Origin of the sequence: Achromobacter sp. ACM02 (assembly GCF_014851605.1) — a bacterium.
GTDB classification, from domain to species: domain Bacteria; phylum Pseudomonadota; class Gammaproteobacteria; order Burkholderiales; family Burkholderiaceae_B; genus Achromobacter; species Achromobacter aegrifaciens.
On the sequence record NZ_JACUZY010000001.1, the window covers coordinates 724,624 to 745,188 of the forward strand.

The following is a 20,565-nucleotide window of genomic DNA, read 5'->3' on the forward strand; positions in this document are numbered from 1 at the left end:
TTTCTTACGGGAAACTGAATACTACATGAATCCGGTCTCTCCCGCATCCGAGGATCCCCAGGCAATGCCATGCTGCGGACTCGCTTCTTTGCGGCATTTTTACTGGTGTTTACCCTAGGTCGACGATATACTGCGGGCACCTTCAACTCACCAGAGATCAATGTGGACAACGACGGATGTAGTCGGAACACGACTGCAAGCGCCGCTTGACGCAGGATCCGCGGAAATAGTCCGCGCCGGTCCTGCCTGAAAGCCAGGACCCGGCTCTTCGGTCCCCGACGCGGGACCGCCAGCCCTCTCCCCTACTGCTTGCCGACGCGATGCGTTGCGCCTTGTTGCGCGCGCCTGCGCATCGGCCACGCGGCGCATGCATGTGGACCTTCCACCGTACTCCCCGCTAAGGAGACGATCATGCGTATCAAGCAATTCCTGCCCTTCCCGGACCGGACCGGCGCGGCCGCGCCCATGGCGGCAGCGCCCAAGACGGCCTCTTCCACTTACCAATTCACCATCGTGAGCCTGGGCGACACGCTCAACGCGCTGCGCAAGCAGCTCTATTACGAACTGCGCGACCTGGACCTGCGCGTGCAGGCGGTGCGGATCTCGCGCGCCGAATCGGGTCAGTTGGCGTCCACCGTCGTCACGCTGCAATGCCCGCCGCATCTGCGCAACCTGCTGGGCGCGGTCGCCTTGCGGCTGGGCCAGAGCCCGGACGTGCGCCGGGTGCACTGGGAATGCGAGTCCGGCGCGGCCATCGCCGTGCTGCCCGCCTGACGCCAACGCGGCCGGGAGGCTGTCATGAAAGATCCGTACAAAACCCTGATGATTGCGCGCGTCGTTCTGCTGGCGCTGATCTGGCTGACCGGACTGCTGCTGGTCCTGGCGTCGGTCTGGCGCCTGCCCTGAGCCCGTCCGCGGCCATCCATAACATGCTGTAGAAGAAGAGAGAAGAAAATGAAGAACTTCGAAAACATCCAATTCATCACGCTGGCCAATACCCTGGTCAGCCTGTTGACCGCGTTCGTGCTGGGCTCCGTGGTGGGCTTTGAGCGCCAGTTCCGCCAGCGCACGGCCGGCCTGCGCACCAATGTGCTGGTGGCGGTGGGCGCCGCCATCTTCGTGGACCTGGCGTTTCGCGTGGGCGGCGCCGATGGCGGCTCGCGCGTCATTTCCTACGTGGTCTCGGGCGTGGGGTTCCTGGGCGCCGGCGCCATCATGCGCGAAGGCGGCAGCATCCGCGGCCTGAACACCGCCGCCACGCTGTGGGGCTCCGCCGCCATCGGCGCCTGCGCGGGGGCATCGTTGATCCTGGAAGCGGTCGCCGCTACCGCCTTCGTGCTGGCGGCGAACACCTTGCTGCGCCCGGTCGTCAGCTACGTCAACCGCCAGCCGGTCGACTCGCAGACCACGGAAGTCACGACCGTGATACATGTAATTGCGAACGTGGAACAGCGGCAGGCGGCCATGACAGTGCTGGAGGACGTGCTCGAAACCGAACAGCTGCCCCTGTCCGAACTGAAGATAGACCAGTTCGGCGAGAACGAAGTCGAAATCGAAGCGGCATTGAGCGAAGCCTCGGTCGACGAGCTGGACCTGGACCGCGTGACCGCCAGCATCGCGGCCTCGCCCGCCGTGCGCACCGCCTTCTGGGCCGCCCGCACGGTATAGCGTTGAGCGGCTCAGGCCGCCTGACGCAACGCCGCCGAGGCTGGATCCCAGCGCCGACCCGGCACGGCGGCAAGCAGCGCCTGCGTGTAGGGATGCGCGGGCTGGCCGAAGACCTGGGCGCAGGCCCCCGCTTCCACCACCCGTCCATTCTGCATCACCGCGATATCGTCGCAGACCTGCGCGGCCACGCGCAGATCGTGCGTGATGAAGAGGACGGACAGGCCCAATTGCTCGCGCAGCCGCGCCAGCAGCGCCAGCACCTGCGCCTGCACCGACACGTCCAGCGCCGATACGGGCTCGTCCGCAATCAGCACGCGCGGCCGCATGGCCAGCGCGCGCGCCAGTCCGATGCGCTGACGCTGCCCGCCCGAGAACTCATGCGGATAGCGCCGCACGGCGTCCGGCGACAAGCCCACTAGTTCAAACAGCTCCTGTGCGCGCGCCAGCGCTTCCCGCCTGGGCGTGCCGTGCACAATCGGGCCGCGCGCCACGATTTCGCCGACGCGCTGGCGCGGATTCAATGAACCATAGGGATCCTGGAACACCATCTGCACCCGCCGCGCATGCTCGCGCCGTGCTGCGCCGCCATGGAGCGCCAGGGGCGCGCCGGCCAGCGTGATGCGGCCTGCGTCCGGCGGCGCCAGGCCCAGCAAGGCGCGCGCCAGCGTGGATTTGCCCGACCCGCTTTCGCCCACGATGCCCAGCGTGCCGCCCTCCTTCAGTGCCAGCGTCACGTCGTCCAGCGCCCGCGTTTCGCGCCCCGGGCGGCCGAACCAGCCGCGCTTGCGGTAGGTCTTGGAGACGGCTTGCGCGCTCAGGATGATGGGCGCATCGCCCCGCAGTTCCGGCCGGACCGCGGCCGGCGCCAGCGGCGGCACCGCTGCGATCAAGGCGCGCGTGTAGGGATGCCGCGGATGCTCCAGCACCTGCCGCGCCGCGCCGCTTTCCACCAGCACGCCGCGCTGCATCACCGCGACGCGGTCGGCAATCTCGGCGACCACGCCGAAGTCGTGCGTAATGAACAGCACGGCCGTGCCCTTGCGGCGCTGCAGGTCGTGGATCAGATGCAGGATCTGCGCCTGCGTGGTGACGTCCAGCGCGGTGGTCGGTTCATCGGCGATCAGCAAGGCGGGTTCCAGGGCCAGCGCCATGGCGATCATGGCGCGTTGGCGCTGGCCGCCTGACAATTCATGCGGATACGCGCCCAGCGCCCGTTGCGGGTCCGGCAGCCGCACGGACTCCAGCAGGTCCAGCGTGCGGCGCCGGATCTCGGCGCGTCCCAGGCGGGTATGGGTACGGAACACTTCCGCGATCTGGTCGCCGATGGTCCGCAGCGGATTGAGCGCCGTCATCGGTTCCTGGAAGATCATGCCGATGCGCTGGCCGCGCAGCCGGCGCAAGGCCTCGGGCGCCAGCCGCAGCAGATCCTGCCCTTCCCACAGCACCTGGCCGGCGCTGGCGCGCACGTCCTGGGGCAGCAGCCCCAGGACCGCGCCGGCCGTCAGCGATTTGCCGGAGCCGCTTTCACCCACCACACAGACGATTTCGCCCGCGCTGATGTTCAGCGACAAGTCCTGCAGCGCATGCGGCCGGTCGGCGCCGGGCGGCAGGTCCACGGTCAGGTTCTGGATGCGCAGCAGTTCAGTCATGGGTCGTCCACCAGGAAGAAGCTTCGGATCGTAGGCCTGGCCTGCACGGATGAGAACTGCGCATTTCGCATTTGCTCATTCGGTTTGTGACGCAACAAGCCTTGCGCCACCCCGGCGGTTACGCCTCTTTACGTTTTGGGAACGCGGATTGCTCCGCTGTGCGGATCGACCCATCCGGAGCATCCATGCCCTCCTCCCGCTACATCGATGCCACCACGCTGACCGTGTTGACCGTGAACACGCACAAGGGCTTCACCAGCTTCAACCGCCGCTTCATGCTGCACGAACTGCGCGAGGCGCTGAGGATGGCGAGCCCCGACATCGTTTTCCTGCAGGAAGTGCTGGGAGAACACCAGGGGCACGCGGAAAGGCACCAGGGCTGGCCCGCCTTGTCCCAGTACGAATTCCTGGCTGACTCGCTGTGGACGGATTTTGCCTACGGCCGCAACGCGGTCTACCCGGCGGGACATCATGGCAATGCGCTGCTGTCGAGGTATCCCATTGAACAGCACGAGAACCATGACGTGACGGTGCATGGACACGAAGGCCGCGGACTATTGCACTGTGTGCTGCGGGTGCCCTCGCTGGACATGCCCGTCCATGCCATATGCGTGCACCTGGGCCTGCTGGAAGGCCACCGGGGCAAGCAGCTGCGTCGCCTGTGCGAGCTGGTGGCGCAAGGCGTGCCCGCTGGCGAACCGCTGCTGATCGCGGGCGACTTCAACGACTGGCGCCTGCGCGCCGACGCGCTGATGCGGGATTGCGGCACACGCGAGGTCTTCACGTCGCGCCTGGGCCGCCCCGCCCGCACGTTTCCGGCGCGCTGGCCCCTGTTGCGGCTGGACCGCATCTACGTGCGCAACGTCCGGGATTGGCAACCAGTGCCGCTGGCCTCGCGGGTCTGGTCGCGCCTGTCCGACCATGTGCCGATCTGCGCGGAGATCTCGCTATGAACCTGCGCTGGCGCGAGAACAACCGCTATACCCTGCTGGAGAATGGCACGGGCTACTTTCCGGCCGTGCTCGATGCGATCGCCGCGGCGCGCGGCGAAGTGCTGGTGGAAACCTTCATCCTGTTCGACGACGCCGTGGGGCAGGAATTCCAGCGCGCCCTGATCGCCGCGGCCCGCCGCGGCGTCAGCGTGGACCTGACGGTGGACGGCTATGGCTCGGACGAGCTGGACGGCGCCTTCGTCGGCGCCATGACCGAAAGCGGCATCCGCGTCCACGTATTCGATCCCCGCCCGCGCTTTCTCGGCGTGCGCACCAATGTGTTCAGGCGCATGCACCGCAAGATCGTGGCGGTGGATCGCCAGATGGCCTTTGTCGGCGGCATCAATTTTTCCGCTGACCACCTGCCGGACTACGGGCCGCAAGCCAAGCAGGACTATGCGGTGCTGGTGGAGGGACCGCTGGCCGCGGACATCGCGGACTACGCGCGCGAGGCGCTCGCGGTGGATGCGTGGACCCGCAAGCGGCGGCGGCCGGCGCGTCTGGATCCCATGCCGGAGGGCGACGGCGGCGGCCGTCTGGTGGTGCGCGACAACATCGAGCACCAGACGGACATCGAACGTTATTACCGTGCAGGCGTGCGCGCCGCGCGCGAAGACGTGCTGATCGCCAACGCCTACTTTTTCCCTGGTTATCAGTTGCTGCACGATCTGGCCAACGCCGCTCGCCGCGGCGTGCGCGTACGGTTGCTGCTGCAAGGCGAACCCGACGTGCTGGTCGCGCGGCTGGCGGCGTCCATGCTGTATGACTATCTGATCGATGCAGGCGTCGAGATCTATGAGTACTGCAAGCGTCCGCTGCACGGCAAGGTGGCCTGCGTGGACCGCGACTGGAGCACCATCGGATCCAGCAACCTGGACCCGCTCAGCCTGGCGCTGAACCTGGAGGCCAACGTGGTGGCGCGCGACGCCGGTTTGAACGCCGCGCTGCGCCGCAGCCTGGACCGGCTCATCGAACAGGATTGCCGGCGCATCGAGCTGCCCGAGGGATCCAGGCGGCGCTTGCGGCGGCTGTGGATCGGCGTGGTGGTATTCCATTTCCTGCGGCGCTTTCCCGCCTGGGCCGGCAGCCTGCCCGCGCACAAGCCCCGCCTGAAGTCGCTGCCCATCGCGGCGCAAGAGGAGTCGGCATGAGAGTGTTCCGCTCCACGCTGACGCGCGCCTGGCGCCACCGCTGGCCGCGAGTCAAGCGTGCCTTGCCTGTGATCGTATTGGCGTTGGTGGCGGCGCTGCTGTACTACTTTGGCCGTTCGATCGACTGGGCCCAGGTCTGGGTCGCCATGCGCAGGATACCGCCGGGGACGATAGCCATCGCCGCCGCGCTGGTCGTGGCGGGCTACCTGGCGTATGGCGCCCTGGACCTGCTGGGCAAGCGCTACACCCGCCATACCCTGCCCTGGGCCAAGGCCCTGGGGGTGGCCATGATGAGCTACGCCCTGAACCTGAGCCTGGGCGTCCTGCTCGGAGGCCTGGGCGCGCGCCTCAGGCTGTACGCCCGGCTGGGCTGCCGCAAGTCGGTGGCGACCCGGGTGGCCCTGTTTTCCGCGGTCTCCAACTGGGTAGGTTACGCGTGGGTTGCTGGCGCGCTGTTCGTCGCGGGCGCCGTGCCCGTGCCGCAGGGCTGGGCCATCGGTTCGAATCTGCTACGCGTGCTGGGTGCGGCGCTGTTGTTGCTGGCGGCCGGCTACGTGGCGGTATGTGCGCGGGCCACGCGGCGGTCCTGGACCTTGATGGGACAGCACGCCGTGTTGCCCCGCGCCGGCATGGCGGCGGCGCAGAGCGCGGTTGCGGCATTGTCGTGGGTGATCATGGGCGCCATCATCCACCTGCTGCTGCAGGGCAAGGCCAGTTATCCCGCGGTGCTCGGCATCCTGCTGTGCGCCAGCTTCGCGGCCTTGATCATCCGCGTGCCGGGCGGGCTGGGCACGACAGAAGCCATCTTCGTGGCCACGCTCGCGCCAGGAATCCCGGCCCCCGAGGTGCTGGGCGCGGTATTGGCCTACCGCGCGCTATATGCGTTCGCGCCTTTGTTCCTGGCGCTGGCAGCCTTTGGCGTGATGGAGGTGAAGCTCAGGCGCCGGCGCGCGCACGCGGGGGGCCACGCTCAGCCCGCCGCGGACGGCGGCCGCGGCAACAACACGGGCCAGTCGTTCAAGGTTTAGGCGTGAGCAGGTCCGACAAGGCATTGCCCAATTCCTTCACCGCGCCGGTGACGCCTTCGGCCGCGCCCTCGGCGCCCACCCCGATCGCATGGCTGAAGCCCTGAGCCACCTGGGCGGCAAAGCCGCGCGTGACGGAAAACTTGGGATTGTCCAGGTCGCCCGCCAGGGCAAAGTCGAAGCGCAGCGTGCCGCTTTGGTCCTTCAGCGCCGCCAGCACCGCCTTGCGCGGCAAGGAAAACAGGTCGCCGTTGCCGCCAAAGCGCAAGCCGCGCAGGGCCACGGTACCCGTGGCCTGCAGTTGCCGCTTGGCGATGGCGGTACGCATGTCCAGGTCCATGGCGCCCGCAGCCAAGGACGTGGCGCCGTTGTCCGCAAGGTACGGCGCGGCATGCTGGATGTCCATGTTGCGCACCGCCACCTTGATGTCGGCATCCGTGCTGCCCAGCACCAGCCAACCTTGCGCCCGTACCGTGGCCGCGCCGTTGCGGTTGCCTTCGACATTGCCGGAGAATTCCATCTCGCTGCGCGCGCCGTCGCCGGGGAGGGTCAGCGGACGCAGGCTCGCCTGGACGCCAGAAAACGGGATCCGATGCGCGGGCCGGGAGACCGCCGCGTCCTCGAAATCCAGCCGGCCGTCGCGCAGGATCAGTTGCGCGATGCGGATCGGAGTATTGCGCCGGGATTGGCCGTCATTGCCTGCGCCGGCCCGCAAGGAAGACTGCAAGGCGGGCGCGATGTCCATGTCGCCATTCGCCCTGCGCACCACGGTGAAGTCGAAGCCTTCGATGATGACGGTCTTGAAGACGGTCTCGTGCCGCAGAAAGGCAGACCACTCCGGCTCCAGGATCACGTGCCGCGCGCGGGCGCCGGCCTGCCCCGTGCCGCCCGATATCGTCACGTCCTTCAGGATCACCTGCCGGTAGCCGATGTCCACCTGTCCCACCTCGCCGCGCGGCCCCAGCATGTTGGCGATGCGCTGCTCGGCGATGCGCAGGGCGGCGAACGCCAGCACGACGGCCACGGCCGCGATCAGGGTTACGACCGCGAAGGCTTTCCCCCATAGCGATCTGCGGCGTGGCGCGGCTGGGTCGAGGTTCATCGTGGATTCCGGTGTTGCGGCGCAATCCGAGCATGGTCCTGGAAACGCCCCGCCCCATCAATGGGCAAAAAGGATTAGGCGCTCAGCGGCGTTTATGGTCGGACATGAGGCACACGCCCGCCAGCACGCCGATCAGCGCCGCGCCCGCCAGGCTCTTCCAGGCGTTTTCGTGGACGTACTCGTCGGCGGCATGGGAGGCATGCCTGGCGCGGTCCCAGGCCGCCCGTTCCCAGCCCTTGGCGTGTTCGCGGGCAGCCTCCAGTTGGTGCTTGAGGCTGTCGCGCGCCGATTCGATCTCGGATCCGCCGTAGCTAGCCGTGCTGCGCAAGAGCGCCTCGGTGCCGGAGATCAGCTCGCGCATCGTGCGCGTGGCGTTGTCGGCCGGTTGAAACATGTCCCGCAATCCATGGTGCTTGTTCATACGTGCTCCTCGTGAAAAAAACTGTGCCGCGGAAGGCCGCGGTCCGTCAAAGCCTGTCGATTCCCGGCGTCTGCTGGGGATCCAGTCCCGGCATGGGGTTGGGCAGGCTGTCGGGCGGCCAACGGCCGTGCCGGTCGGTCTCATGCCCGCCAGGGTCGGGGTTGGACTGTTCGGCGGGATGCTGCTGCGGACCCGGTTGCTTGGGGTCCGCGGGCCGGGCGGGCCCGGAAGGTTTGGACTTGGTCATGGCATGCTCCTGAACGACGGAATGCGATCGATGCGGCCGCGGCCTCAACCGGCCCACCATTGCTTGATGGTCGCGCGCAAGGCCGCGCCCGCCGCGCCGCCCTCTTCCTTGCGCAGCGCCTGGAAGTACGCGGCCACCTGCCTGGCCGGGATGTGCGGCGGCAAGGGCGGCACCTCGGGGTCGGTCACCATTTCCAGCACGACCGGACGGGTTGCCGCCAGGGCTTGATCCCAGGCGTCTCCCACGGCGTCCGGGCTGTCCACCCGTATGCCCTCCAGGCCTAACAGGCGGCCGTACTCCGCATAGGAAAGCTGGGGCAGCCATTGCGAATCCGCGAACCTGGGGTCGCCGCCCATGACGCGCTGCTCCCAGGTGACCAGATTCAGGTCGCCGTTGTTCAGGACCATGACGATCAAGGTCGGGTTGGCCCAGTCCTTCCAGCGGTGGGCGATGGTGATCAGCTCGTTCATGCCCAGCATCTGCATGGCGCCATCTCCGACCAGCGCAATGACGGGCCGATCCGGATGCGCCAGCTTGGCGGCAAGCGCATAAGGCACGCCGCAGCCCATGGTGGCCAGGCCGCCCGATACCGAGCCCATCATCCCTTCGCGCAGCGCGATGTCGCGCGCGTACCAGTTCGCCGCCGAGCCCGAGTCGCAGGTCAGAATGCTGCGCGGCGGCAGCCGTTTCGACAGTTCCAGGAAGGGTCGTTGCGGATTCAGCGGCTTGGCCTGCACCATTGCGCGGGCCTCCACGGTTTCGTGCCAGCGCGCGACCTTGGCCTCGATGCGTTCGCGCCAGCGGCGCGCGGTCTTGGGCTGCAATAAGGGAATCAGCGCCTGCAGGGTCAGCCGGCTGTCGCCGACCAGGCCAAGTTCCACGGGATAGCGCAGGCTGAGCTTGCGGCCGTCCAGATCGATCTGCACCGCCCTCGCCTGTCCCGGCGGCGGCAGGAATTCCGAATACGGGAACGACGTGCCCACCATCAGCAAGGTGTCGCACTCGTTCATCATGTCCCAGCTGGGCTGCGTGCCCAGCAATCCGATGCAGCCCGTGACGTACGGCAGGCTGTCGGGCACCGCCGCCTTGCCCAGCAGTGCCTTGGCCACGCCAGCGCCCAGCAGTTCAGCGGTCTGGCGCACTTCCGCGCCAGCCTGCAGCGCGCCCGCCCCGACCAGCATGGCGACCCGTTCGCCGCGGTTGAGGATGTCGGCGGCATTGCGCAACGCAGCCTCGCCGGGTACGCCGGCATGCGAGGTCAAGCCTATGCCCGTCGGCACGGTGCCATGTTCGCGGGCGGGCTTTTCCACCGCCGGCAAATCCTGCACATCGTTTGGAAAAATGACGCAGGTCACGCTGCGCCGCTCCAGGGCGATGCGCATGGCGCGGTCGATCATGTGGCGCGCCTGTTCGGCGGTCGCGGCCATCTGCACGTAATCGTGCGCCACGTCCTTGAACAGGCTGATCAGGTCGACCTCCTGCTGGTAGTCGCCGCCCAGGGCGCTGCGGGCTTGCTGGCCGACCAGGGCCACGACAGGCTGATGGTCCAGCTTGGCGTCGTACAGGCCGTTCAATAAATGAATGGCGCCTGGACCGGAGGTCGCCAGGCAGACCCCGGCCTGGCCGGTGAACTTGGCGTGGGCGCAGGCCATGAACGCGGCGGCTTCTTCGTGGCGGGCCTGGACGAACTCCAACGGCTCCTGCGTGCGGCCGAATGCGCCAATCAGGCCATTGATGCCGTCCCCTGGGTAGCCGTAGATCCTCCTGACCCCCCATTGCGACAGCCGTTCCAGCACAAAGTCCGCCACAGTCTTCATTCGATGCTCCCGCGTTTGCCTGCATTCCGACAGAACGCCTGAATCAGCAATTGCCGTTCCCGGCGTTCTAACGCCTGCGACGGTGCCGGCGCGGGCACGGCGCTTGCGGATGAAATCCCTGCGGCGGACGCGCTCGACGATCCGCCTAAAAGGGAGTTGGCATGACAAAGATTCGAACCCTGGTAGTGGCGGGTGAAGCGTTTCCCCTGGCGAAGACGGGCGGCCTGGGGGACGCCATAACGGGCATGGCGCGCGGGCTGTGCGAAGCCGGCGTGCCCGTGACGGTGCTGCTTCCGGCCTACCGCGGCGTGCGCCAGCGGCTGGAGCGCTTGCGGGTAGTGGCGCCGCTGCACAACCTGCCGGGCGGCGAAGCGCAGCTCCTGGCGGGGCATTGCCCGCAGTCGGGGTTGGACTTCCTGCTGCTGGAAAACGACGCGCTTTATGACCGGCCTGGCATCTATCTGGACGAAGACAACCGCGAGCACGCCGACAATGCGCTGCGCTACGCGGCGCTGGCCCATGCGGCGGTGCGCGTGGCGGGCGGCCTGCCCGGCATCGCGCGGCCGCAACTGCTGCATGCGCACGACTGGCACGCCGGACTCGTGCCGCTGTTGCTGCGGGAATATGGCCCGGGCGACGTCAAAAGCATCATGACCATCCACAACCTGGCGTTCCAGGGACAGTTCCCGATGGAATGCGCCGCCGCCCTGGGCATCCCTGAACGCTACCGCAACGACGAAGCCGCCGGCGCCTGGGGCCGCTTGAATTTTCTCAAGACCGGTATCCGCTACGCCGACCGCGTCACCACCGTCAGCCATACCTACGCCCGGGAAATCCTGACGCCCGCCTTCGGCTGCGGGCTGGAGGGACTGCTGCGGCGGCGCGCCGCCGATCTGGTGGCCATCCCCAACGGCATCGACAACATGGTGTGGAATCCGGTGCGCGATCCGCATCTGGGCTCATTGCGGTTCTCGGCGCGCGACCTGGGCCGCAAGGCTCGCTGCAAGGCGGCCCTGCAGCGCGAGTTCGAGTTGCATGAGGACGCCGAAGCCGTGCTCCTGGCGATGGGCAGCCGGCTGACGGAACAGAAGATGGCGGACGTCGCCGCGCAGGCCTTGCCGCAGGCGCTGGAACGCCACCCGCGCCTGCAGGTCGCGATTCTTGGCCAGGGCGACCGTCGCCTGGAAGAGGCCCTGAAACTGCTGTGCGCGCGCTTTCCCGGGCGCTGCGCCACCCGCATCGGCTATGACGAGGCAGTGGCGCACCGGCTGCACGCGGGCTCCGACATGCTGCTGCACGGCAGCCGCTTCGAGCCGTTCGGCCTGACGCCTCTGTACGCGATGCGCTACGGCTCCATCCCGATAGGCTCGCGGGTGGGCGGCATGGCCGACACGATCGACGATCCCGGGCCGCGCGCGCCGCTCTCGGCAATGGCCGGGTCCAACGGCTTGCTGTTCGACGGCGACGACCCTGCGGCCATGGCCGCGGCCATCGCCCGCGCCCTGAGCTTGCGCGAGGACGCCATGCTCTGGCGCACCATGCAGCGCAACGCCATGAGCGCGGATTTCAGCTGGCGCGCCGCCGTGGCGCCCTACGCCGAGCTCTATCGCGCGCTGGCCGATACCGGCAGGAGGCCTCGCGTGCCAACCGTGGCCGAGGTGGCCGCCCTGCGCGCTGGCCAGCGTTCTGGCGGACCGTTGCCCGCGCCCGCAGTCTAGGCTCGCCCACAGGAGGAACCGCAGGTGCCCACAGCCCCGCCTATCCATCCCCACGCTCCCCTGCGCCTCTACCACGCCCGTGGCGGCGCAACCGGGGACGTCCGCGCCCGTGGCGGCGAGCTGGGGCCGGCCCTTTATTCACGCCTGCGGCAACGCGGATTCAATGCCTTGCTGATGCCGGCGCCCTGGCTGTCGGGGCCGGAAGGCGCTTCGCCCGCCCCGCTGGATGCCGACAGCGCGCTTTTGGCAGGCAAGCGCGTGGCCATGGCCGACTGGATCGCGCACGCAGCCGGGCAGCTTGCCGAACATGGCCTGGCCCTGTACCTCGATATCGTCATGGACCGCTGCGCCATTGGCGCCGTAGCCGACACGGCGGGCCCCGGCTGGTACCAACCGCCCGCCGAAAACCCCGCGCGCGATCCGCGCATGAGCATCGACGTGCGCGAGGCACTGCACTTGCGCCCGGGGCCGCCACCGCCCGGCTTTGTGCAGGCCTGGAGCACGCGGCTGAAGCGCTGGACCGAACGCGGCGCCGCAGGCTACGTCTTTCACGCGCCGCAATGCCTGCCGGCCCAGGATTGGGCGGCATTGGCAGCGGCAGTGGGCGGCCCGGATCGCACCGCGCAATTTTTTGCCTGGGCGCAGGGACTGACGCCCGAGTCGCTGGCGGCCCTGCGCGGCGCGGGTCTGGACGGCCTGTGCTCGTCCTTGCCCTGGTGGGACTACAAGTCCGGCTGGCTGGCGGAGGAAGATGGCAGGCTGCGCGCCATCGCACCCGTCATCGCTTCGCCGCCGCGTGTGGCCCCGGACAAGCGCGGCGCCTGGGCCGCGGCGCTATCCGCGGATGTCCTCATGTTCGACGACGAGGACGATGCCCGGTTGCCCGACGTAGCCGAGGCCAATCGCTGGTTTGAACAAGCCGGATTGCGCGGCCCGCTGCGTCTGGCCGGCGGGCGCGACGGCCACTGCACCCTGCTGCTGCGCGACTGCGCGGCCGGCACGGCCGTACTGGCGCTCAATCCTTCGGATACGGAGGAGGCAAGCGTGGATTGGGACGCGTTGGCGCCGCTGCTGCCACCGGCCGATTTCCTGTCCGAAGGCGTGCCGGACGGCCTGGCGCTGCAAGGCAATGCCATTGCGCCCGCGGGTTGCGCCATGTATCTGCTCGAACCCACGCATCCGGTGCGCGAAGCCTCGCGCCACGTGGCGCGCCGCATGGATGGCGCCATCAGCCAGCGCATCGTGGTCGAGCAGGTCAGTCCGACCGTGGATAGTGGCGCCTTCCCCATCAAGAGCATCCCGCATGAGCGGATTCCCGTCAGCGCCGACATCTACATGGACGGCCATGAACTGCTGGCCGCAGAACTGCGCTGGCGGGCGGCGGATGAAAGTTCGTGGCGCGCCGCGCCCTTCACGCGCGGCTTGAACGACCGCTGGGAAGCCTCGTTCCGTCCGCGCCGCATCGGGCCGCACGAGTTCGTGGTGCACGCCTGGCTCGACGCCTGGCAGACTTTCCGCCATGACCTGGAGGTGAAACACCAGGCCGGCGTGGACCTGCGCCTGGAAGTGGAGGAAGGCCTGCTGATGCTGCGCGCAGCGCTGGCGCGCGCCCGCAACGCGTCGCACCCCGGCGCCATGAGGTTGCGCGAGACCCTGCAAAAGTTCGCCAAGGCCACCGAAGGCGAGTTGGCTGCGCCCACACCGCAACAGATCGATGCACTGCTGGACGAAGACCTGGCCGGCACCATGCGCGAACTGGACGACCGCCCTTTCGAATACGTCAGCCCCGCGCCCTATCCGGTCTGGGTGGATCGCAGCCAGGCCTGCCACGCCAGCTGGTATGAGCTGTTTCCGCGCTCGCAATCCATGCTGCCCGGCCAGCACGGCACCTTCGACGATGTGATCGCACGGCTGCCAGATGTGCGCGAGATGGGATTCGACGTGCTGTATCTCCCGCCCATACACCCCATCGGGCAACGCAACCGCAAGGGGCGCAACAACAGCCTGCGCGCCGAGCCCGGCGACGTGGGCAGTCCCTATGCCATCGGTTCGGCCGACGGCGGGCACGACGCGGTTGAACCGCTGCTGGGCGGACTGGACGGGTTCCTTCGGCTGGTCGATGCCGCCCGCGCCCACGGCATGGAAGTGGCGCTGGACTTCGCAATCCAGTGCTCGCCGGACCACCCGTGGCTGGCGCGGCACACGGACTGGTTCTCCTGGCGTCCGGATGGTTCGCTGCGCTATGCGGAAAATCCGCCGAAGAAGTACCAGGACATCGTCAATGTCGCCTTCTACGGCGCCGCCGCGCGCCGCGCGCGCAAGCTGACCCTGTGGCGCGCGCTGCGCGACGTGGTGCTGTTCTGGGTGCAGCATGGCGTGCGCACCTTCAGGGTCGACAACCCGCATACCAAGCCGCTGCCATTCTGGCAGTGGCTGATCGCCGAGGTCCATGCCCAGCATCCCGACGTGATTTTCCTGTCGGAAGCTTTCACCCGGCCCAAGATGATGTACCGGCTGGCGAAGATCGGCTTTACCCAGTCCTACACCTACTTCACCTGGCGCAATGACAAGGCGGAACTGGAATCCTACCTGGAGGAAGTCTCCACGCCGCCCGCCGCCGATTTCTTCCGCCCGCACTTCTTCGTCAACACGCCGGACATCAATCCCTACTTCCTGCAGTCCTCGGGCCGCCCGGGCTTTCTGATACGCGCCGCGCTGGCGGCGCTGGGATCCGGCCTGTGGGGCATGTACAGCGGCTTCGAGCTGTGCGAGTCGGCGGCCTTGCCGGGCAAGGAGGAATACCTGGACTCCGAAAAGTACGAATTGCGCCAGCGCGACTGGTTTGCGCCGGGCAACATCCGCGCGGAGATCACCCGCCTGAACCAGATCCGGCGGACCAACCCGGCGCTGCAGAGCCATCGGGGCCTGACCTTGGTGCATAGCGGCAACGACCGCGTGCTGGCGTTCTGCAAGTCCACGCCTGGCCGCGGCAATTTCATCCTCGCGGCCATCAGCCTGGATCCTTTCCAGCAGCAGGCGGCGCGCATCGAGGCGCCCTTCTGGCTGTTCGGCGAGGCCGACACGGGCCGGCTGATCGCCGAGGACCTGCTGGCCGAGCGCAGCGAGCCATGGCAGGGGCAGATCCGCGAACTGACCCTGCATCCCGATCAACCCTATCGCGTGTGGCGCTTGTCGCTGCATGGATGACCCCGCACGCCCATTGCCATGATCAGTGAAACCCAACCTCTCCAGGACGATGGCCTTTGGTACAAGGATGCGGTCGTCTATCAGCTGCACGTCAAGTCATTCTTCGACTCGAATGGCGACGGCGTGGGCGATCTGCCAGGCCTGATCTCCAAGCTGGATTACATCTCCAGCCTGGGGGTCAACACGATCTGGCTGCTGCCCTTCTATCCCTCGCCGCGCCGCGACGACGGCTATGACATCGCCGACTACCGCGGGGTGCACGCGGACTACGGCACCGTGGCCGACGTGAGGAAGCTGATCCGCGCGGCCCACGCCCGCGGCCTGCGCGTCATCACCGAGCTGGTGGTCAACCATACCTCGGACCAGCATCCCTGGTTCCGCCGCGCGCGCGCGGCCAAACCCGGATCGGCCGCGCGCAACTTCTACGTCTGGTCGGACAACGACAAGGCCTACGCCGGCACGCGCGTCATCTTCTGCGATACCGAGAAATCCAATTGGACCTGGGACCCCGAGGCCGGCGCCTACTTCTGGCACCGCTTCTATTCGCACCAGCCCGACCTGAACTACGACAATCCGCAGGTGCTCAAGGAAGTGCTGGCCGTGATGCGCTATTGGCTGGACATGGGCGTGGACGGCCTGCGCCTGGACGCGGTGCCGTACCTGGTCGAGCGCGAAGGCACCAACAACGAAAACCTGCCCGAGACGCACGAGGTGCTCAAGCGCATCCGGGCCGTGATCGACGCCGAGTATCCCAACCGCTTGCTGCTGGCCGAGGCCAACCAGTGGCCGGAGGATGCGCAGGAATACTTCGGCGCGGGCGACGAATGCCATATGTCCTTCCATTTCCCGCTGATGCCGCGCATGTACATGGCGATCGCGCAGGAGGACCGTTTCCCGATTATCGACATCATGCGCCAGACGCCGGACATTCCCGCGTCCTGCCAATGGGCGATCTTCCTGCGCAACCATGATGAACTGACGCTGGAAATGGTCACCAGCCGCGAACGCGACTATCTCTGGAACGTGTACGCGGCGGACCCGCGCGCCCGCATCAACCTGGGCATCCGGCGCCGTCTGGCGCCGCTGCTGGAGCGCGACCGGCGCAGGGTCGAGCTGATGAACAGCCTGCTCCTGTCCATGCCGGGCACGCCCGTCCTGTACTACGGCGACGAGCTCGGCATGGGCGACAACGTGCACCTGGGCGACCGCGACGGCGTGCGCACGCCGATGCAGTGGTCGCCCGACCGCAATGGCGGCTTTTCGCGCGCCGACCCCGAACAGCTGCCGCTGCCGGTGCTCATGGGCCCCTTGTACGGCTATGAAGCGGTGAACGTGGAGGCGCAGCAGCGCGATCCGCATTCCCTCCTGAACTGGACCCGACGCCTGTTGGCGCAGCGCCGGCAAAGCCATGCATTCGGGCGCGGCACGCTGCGCTTCATCTTCGCAGGCAACCGGAAGATCCTGGCTTATCTGCGCCAATGGCAGGACACCACCATCCTGTGCGTGGCCAACCTGTCCAACGCCGCCCAGCCCGTGGAACTGCAGCTGCAGGAATTCAATGGCCGCGTGCCAGTCGAAATGCTGGGCGGTACGCCCTTCCCGGCCGTGGGTGAACTGCCGTATCTGCTGACCCTGCCGCCCTACGCGTTTTACTGGCTGGACCTGAGCAACGAAGCCGCGCCGCCAGACTGGCATGCCAGCGCTCCCGCGCAGATGCCGGAACTCACCACGCTGGTGCTGCGCGCCCACGGCGGCGCCGCGCTGACCGACGTCTCCCGCGCTACGCTGGAGCGCGAGGTCCTGCCCCAGTACCTGGCACGCCAGCGCTGGTATCCGGCCAAACAGCCGCCCGCCCGCGCGCGCCTGGCGTACGCCACGCCGTTCACGGCGGCCGATGGCGAGTATTACTGGGCCGAGGTCGAGCCCGAGGACGGCGTCACGGGCCTGCGCGCGCAAGCGCCCTTCGTGCTGGTGTGGGACGAGACGGCAGCGGTGCATTATGCGATCGCGCGGGTGCGGCGCGGGGCCGAGGTCGGCATTCTGGCGGACGCCTTTCTGCAGCCCGGCTTCGTGCGCGGCATCGTCCAGGCCATGCAAGAGGGCCGCGAGCTCGACGGCCGCAGCGGCGGCAAGCCTGGCGACAAGCCGGGCGTGATCCGCTTCCTGCCCGAAGCTGGCCTGGCCGCCCTGGAGGTCGCCGGGGACGGCGAACTGCAGTGGCTGACGGGCGAGCAATCCAACAGCTCGGTCGTCGTCGATGGCAAGCTGATACTGAAGCTGATCCGCGCCGTCCAGCCCGGCGGATCGCCCGAGTTGGAAATGACCCGCTATCTGACGCGCGCCGGCTACGCCAACATGCCGGCGCTGCTGGGCGAGGTCCAACGTGAGGATGCCGACGGCGTGGTCCATACGCTGGCGGTGGCGCACCGCTACGTCGCCAACGAAGGCGACGCCTGGAACTGGACGCTGGATCTGCTCAAGCGCACGCTGGACAACGCGCTGCTGGTGAACCAGAGCCCGGACGAATTCGCCCAGGACCTGCAGGGCTACGCCGCAATGGCCGCCACCATGGGCGAACGTCTGGCGCAGATGCACAACCTGCTTTCGCAGGCCACCGACGACCCCGCGTTCCAGCCGCGCGCCGCCAGCCAGGCGGACGCCGATGCGCGCACGCGCCGCGTCCAGGACCTGCTCGAACGCGCGGAAAAGGACTTGCGCGCGCAGCTCGGTGAACTGGAAGCCCCTTCGCGCGCCTGCGCCGAATGGTATTTCGAGCACCGCGCCCGGCTGGCGGCGCGCGTGGCGGCGATGGCGCAGGCCGAGACCGGCGTCCTTTGCCTGCGCGTGCACGGCGACTTCCATCTTGGGCAGGTGCTGGTGGCGCAGGCGGACGCCTATCTGATCGACTTCGAAGGCGAACCGGTCAGCAGCGTGGACGCGCGCCGCGCCCTCGCCTCGCCCTACAAGGATGTGGCGGGCATGCTGCGTTCGTTCGACTATGCCGCCGCCTCGATCGCCCGCACCGACATCATCGGCGGCGCGCCGACCGACGCCAATGCCGGCGCGGGCGAAACGCCGGGCGCGCCTGTCGCGCCAGCAGAACTGCGCGACCTGCTGTTGGCGCGCTTTCGCCAGACCGCCAGCCAGGCCTTCCTGCAAGGCTACCGCGATGCGCGCGCCTCGGCGCTTATCCCGCCCGCGGATGAAGACGCGCTGCTGGCCCTGGCCCAACTGGAGAAGGCCGCCTATGAAGTGAGCTATGAAGCCGCGCATCGCCCAGACTGGATTTCGATACCGCTGTGCGCCCTGGCGGAACTGGCGCGCAGCCTGCTGCTGTCGGCCGCCGTGGACGAAGAGGATGCACGATCATGAGCCAGGACATGCCCGCAGGCGGCAGCATCAGCCCCATAGCGCCCGTCGAACTGGCCGCCTTGGCCAGCGGCCTGCACAGCGACCCCTATGCCTTCCTGGGGCCGCACGACGGCGAAGTGCGGGTGTATGCCCCGGGCGCGCGGGCCGTGGCGGCGCTGGACGGCGACGGCGCGCGCATCCCCTTGCGCGAACAGGGCCAGGGACTGTTTCTTGGACGCGTTCCTTACGCCCGCCCCGGCGACGGCGCCTCGTACCGTCTGGCGATCCAATGGCCCGACGCCGAACAGATCACCGCCGACCCCTATGCCTTCGGCACCCTGCTGGAAGACGGCACGCTGGAGGAGCTGGCGCAAGGCGCATGGCGCAGCGTGGGAACGGCCCTGGGCGCGCGCCTGATGGAAGTCGACGGCGTGGCCGGCCTGCGCTGCGCGGTATGGGCGCCGAACGCGCAACGCGTGGCGGTGGTGGGCGATTTCAACGCCTGGGACAGCCGCCGGCACGGCATGCGGCTGCGGCACCGCGCCGGCGTCTGGGAGATCTTCATCCCGGACGTGCAGGCCGGCGAACGCTACAAGTTCGCAATCACCGACCGCGCCGGCAACCTACGGCTCAAGGCCGATCCGCTGGCGCGACGCAGCGAAGCGCCGCCTGCCACCGCCTCGGTGGTGGAAGACGGCGCCGACTATCCGTGGCAAGACCAGGCCTGGATGGCGCAGCGGCGCACGCGCCAGTCCACGGACGCGCCGCTGTCCATCTACGAAGTGCACGCCGGGTCCTGGCTGCCTGACGAACCGGAATCGCACGCCTGCATCTGGGACCGGCTGGCCGACAAGCTGCCGGCCTATGCCCGCGCCATGGGGTTCAGCCATGTGGAGCTGCTGCCCGTCATGGAGCATCCTTTCGGCGGGTCCTGGGGTTATCAGCCGCTGGGCATGTTCGCGCCCGCGGCCCGCTATGGTCCGCCCGCCGCATTCGCCCGTTTCGTCGACCGCTGCCACCACGCAGGCATCGGCGTCATCCTGGACTGGGTGCCTGCGCACTTCCCGGACGATGCGCACGGCCTGGCCCGCTTTGACGGCACGGCGCTCTACGAGTACGAGGATCCGCGCGAAGGCTATCACCCGGACTGGCACACCATGGTCTACAACCTGGGCCGCACGGAGGTGCAGGCCTTCATGATCGCCAGCGCGCTGCATTGGCTGCAGCGCTTCCATGTCGACGGCCTGAGGGTGGACGCGGTCGCGTCCATGCTCTATCGCGACTACAGCCGCCAGCCCGGCCAATGGATCCCCAACCGCTACGGCGGCCGGGAAAACCTGGAGGCGGTGCAGTTCCTGCAGGCGCTCAACGGCACCGTGCGCCACGAAGTGCCGGACGCCATCATGGTCGCCGAGGAATCGACGGCCTGGCCCGGCGTCACCGCGCCGATCGCCGACGGCGGGCTGGGCTTTCACTACAAATGGAACATGGGCTGGATGCACGACACCTTGCGCTACCTGTCCGAGGACCCCGTGCACCGCAAGCATCACCACCACGACATCACCTTCAGCATGGTGTATGCGTACAGCGAGCGCTTCATCCTGCCTCTATCGCACGACGAAGTGGTGCACGGCAAAGGATCGCTGCTGGCCAAGATGCCGGGCGACGCGGCCGCCAGGCTCGCCAACCTGCGCGCCTACCTCGGCTTCATGTGGGCTCATCCGGGCAAGAAGCTGCTCTTCATGGGCGGGGAAATGGCCCAGCCCAGGGAATGGAACCACGACGTACCTCTGGATTGGGACCTGCTGGACCGTCCCGGCCATCTGGGCATACAGCGGCTGGTTGCAGACTTGAATGGCCTGTACCGCGGGGTGCCGGCGCTGCATGCGCTGGACGCCGACCCGGCGGGCTTCGCCTGGACGATCCTGGACGACCGCGACAACAGCGTGGTCGCATTCATCCGCAGCGACGGCGTCCATCACGTGCTCGCGGTCGCCAATTTCACGCCGGTGGCGCGGCACGACTACCGCATCGGCGTGCCGCAGGCTGGCCGCTGGGCGGAAAAGCTGAATACCGACGCCACGCACTATGGCGGATCCGGCCAGGGCAACCAGGGCGGCGCCAGCACCGGCGTCAGCGCGTCCCATGGCCAGCCCCAGGCCTTGTCCCTGACTTTGCCGCCGCTGTCCACCCTCTTCCTGCTCTACGAAGGCTGAA

Annotated in this window: 14 protein-coding genes; 9 read left to right on the top strand and 5 right to left on the bottom strand. The window is 68.1% G+C overall.

Features of this window, described 5'->3' with window-relative positions:
* Positions 1–411 precede the first annotated feature (411 nt).
* Both IB258_RS03315 and IB258_RS03320 read left to right on the top strand, forming a co-directional pair.
* Positions 412–774 carry a hypothetical protein gene (locus IB258_RS03315; protein WP_054454299.1) on the top strand — a complete coding sequence of 121 codons (363 nt, stop codon included), beginning with the start codon at positions 412–414 and terminating at the stop codon, positions 772–774.
* Between the two features lie 180 nt (positions 775–954).
* Positions 955–1,668, top strand: coding sequence for an MgtC/SapB family protein (locus IB258_RS03320; RefSeq protein WP_119449206.1), 714 nt, complete (start codon positions 955–957; stop codon positions 1,666–1,668).
* An 11-nt stretch (positions 1,669–1,679) separates the two neighbouring features.
* Here the strand turns inward: IB258_RS03320 and IB258_RS03325 are convergent, their stop codons facing one another.
* Entirely contained in the window at positions 1,680–3,317 is a 1,638-nt protein-coding gene (locus IB258_RS03325) for an ABC transporter ATP-binding protein (protein WP_192352146.1), read from the bottom strand.
* A 185-nt stretch (positions 3,318–3,502) separates the two neighbouring features.
* Between IB258_RS03325 and IB258_RS03330 the strand changes: the two genes are divergently transcribed.
* From IB258_RS03330 to IB258_RS03340, 3 genes are read left to right on the top strand one after another with little or no spacing between them, the layout of a single operon-like run.
* A complete protein-coding gene (locus tag IB258_RS03330; protein WP_054454294.1) occupies positions 3,503–4,270 on the top strand; it encodes an endonuclease/exonuclease/phosphatase family protein in 768 nt (255 codons plus the stop codon).
* Positions 4,267–5,460 carry a cardiolipin synthase ClsB gene (gene clsB, locus IB258_RS03335; protein WP_119449204.1) on the top strand — a complete coding sequence of 398 codons (1,194 nt, stop codon included), beginning with the start codon at positions 4,267–4,269 and terminating at the stop codon, positions 5,458–5,460. The genes IB258_RS03330 and clsB overlap by 4 nt, the downstream gene beginning before the upstream one ends.
* Positions 5,457–6,488 (top strand): lysylphosphatidylglycerol synthase domain-containing protein, encoded by a 1,032-nt coding sequence (locus tag IB258_RS03340; protein ID WP_054454290.1) that lies wholly within the window; start codon positions 5,457–5,459, stop codon positions 6,486–6,488. Before clsB ends, IB258_RS03340 begins: the two co-directional genes overlap by 4 nt.
* Here the strand turns inward: IB258_RS03340 and IB258_RS03345 are convergent.
* The 4 genes from IB258_RS03345 to IB258_RS03360 form a co-directional block, all read right to left on the bottom strand.
* Positions 6,478–7,587 carry a DUF748 domain-containing protein gene (locus tag IB258_RS03345; RefSeq protein WP_125472080.1) on the bottom strand — a complete coding sequence of 370 codons (1,110 nt, stop codon included), beginning with the start codon at positions 7,585–7,587 and terminating at the stop codon, positions 6,478–6,480. The genes IB258_RS03340 and IB258_RS03345 overlap by 11 nt on opposite strands.
* A gap of 82 nt (positions 7,588–7,669) precedes the next feature.
* Entirely contained in the window at positions 7,670–8,008 is a 339-nt protein-coding gene (locus tag IB258_RS03350) for a YqjD family protein (protein WP_054454286.1), read from the bottom strand.
* A 46-nt stretch (positions 8,009–8,054) separates the two neighbouring features.
* The gene (locus IB258_RS03355; RefSeq protein ID WP_192352249.1) at positions 8,055–8,255 is read right to left on the bottom strand and encodes a hypothetical protein; all 201 of its coding nucleotides are present in this window, start codon (positions 8,253–8,255) and stop codon (positions 8,055–8,057) included.
* Positions 8,256–8,299: 44 nt separating this feature from the next.
* A complete protein-coding gene (locus IB258_RS03360) occupies positions 8,300–10,072 on the bottom strand; it encodes a thiamine pyrophosphate-requiring protein (RefSeq protein ID WP_192352147.1) in 1,773 nt (590 codons plus the stop codon).
* Positions 10,073–10,233: 161 nt separating this feature from the next.
* On the opposite strand from IB258_RS03360, the gene glgA reads away from it, so the two are divergent.
* The 4 genes from glgA (at position 10,234) to glgB (ending at position 20,564) form a co-directional block, all read left to right on the top strand.
* Positions 10,234–11,790: a glycogen synthase GlgA gene (gene glgA / locus IB258_RS03365; RefSeq protein WP_192352148.1), complete on the top strand. Its 1,557-nt coding sequence runs from the start codon at positions 10,234–10,236 to the stop codon at positions 11,788–11,790.
* 174 nt (positions 11,791–11,964) lie between these two features.
* On the top strand, positions 11,965–14,997 hold the full coding sequence (locus tag IB258_RS03370; protein WP_225590279.1) for an alpha-1,4-glucan--maltose-1-phosphate maltosyltransferase: 3,033 nt from the start codon (positions 11,965–11,967) through the stop codon (positions 14,995–14,997).
* 18 nt (positions 14,998–15,015) lie between these two features.
* Complete coding sequence (treS, locus tag IB258_RS03375; protein WP_175160540.1) at positions 15,016–18,369, top strand: maltose alpha-D-glucosyltransferase; 3,354 nt, start codon at positions 15,016–15,018, stop codon at positions 18,367–18,369.
* On the top strand, positions 18,366–20,564 hold the full coding sequence (glgB, locus tag IB258_RS03380; protein ID WP_192352150.1) for a 1,4-alpha-glucan branching protein GlgB: 2,199 nt from the start codon (positions 18,366–18,368) through the stop codon (positions 20,562–20,564). Before treS ends, glgB begins: the two co-directional genes overlap by 4 nt.
* The last annotated feature ends 1 nt before the right edge of the window (position 20,565 follow it).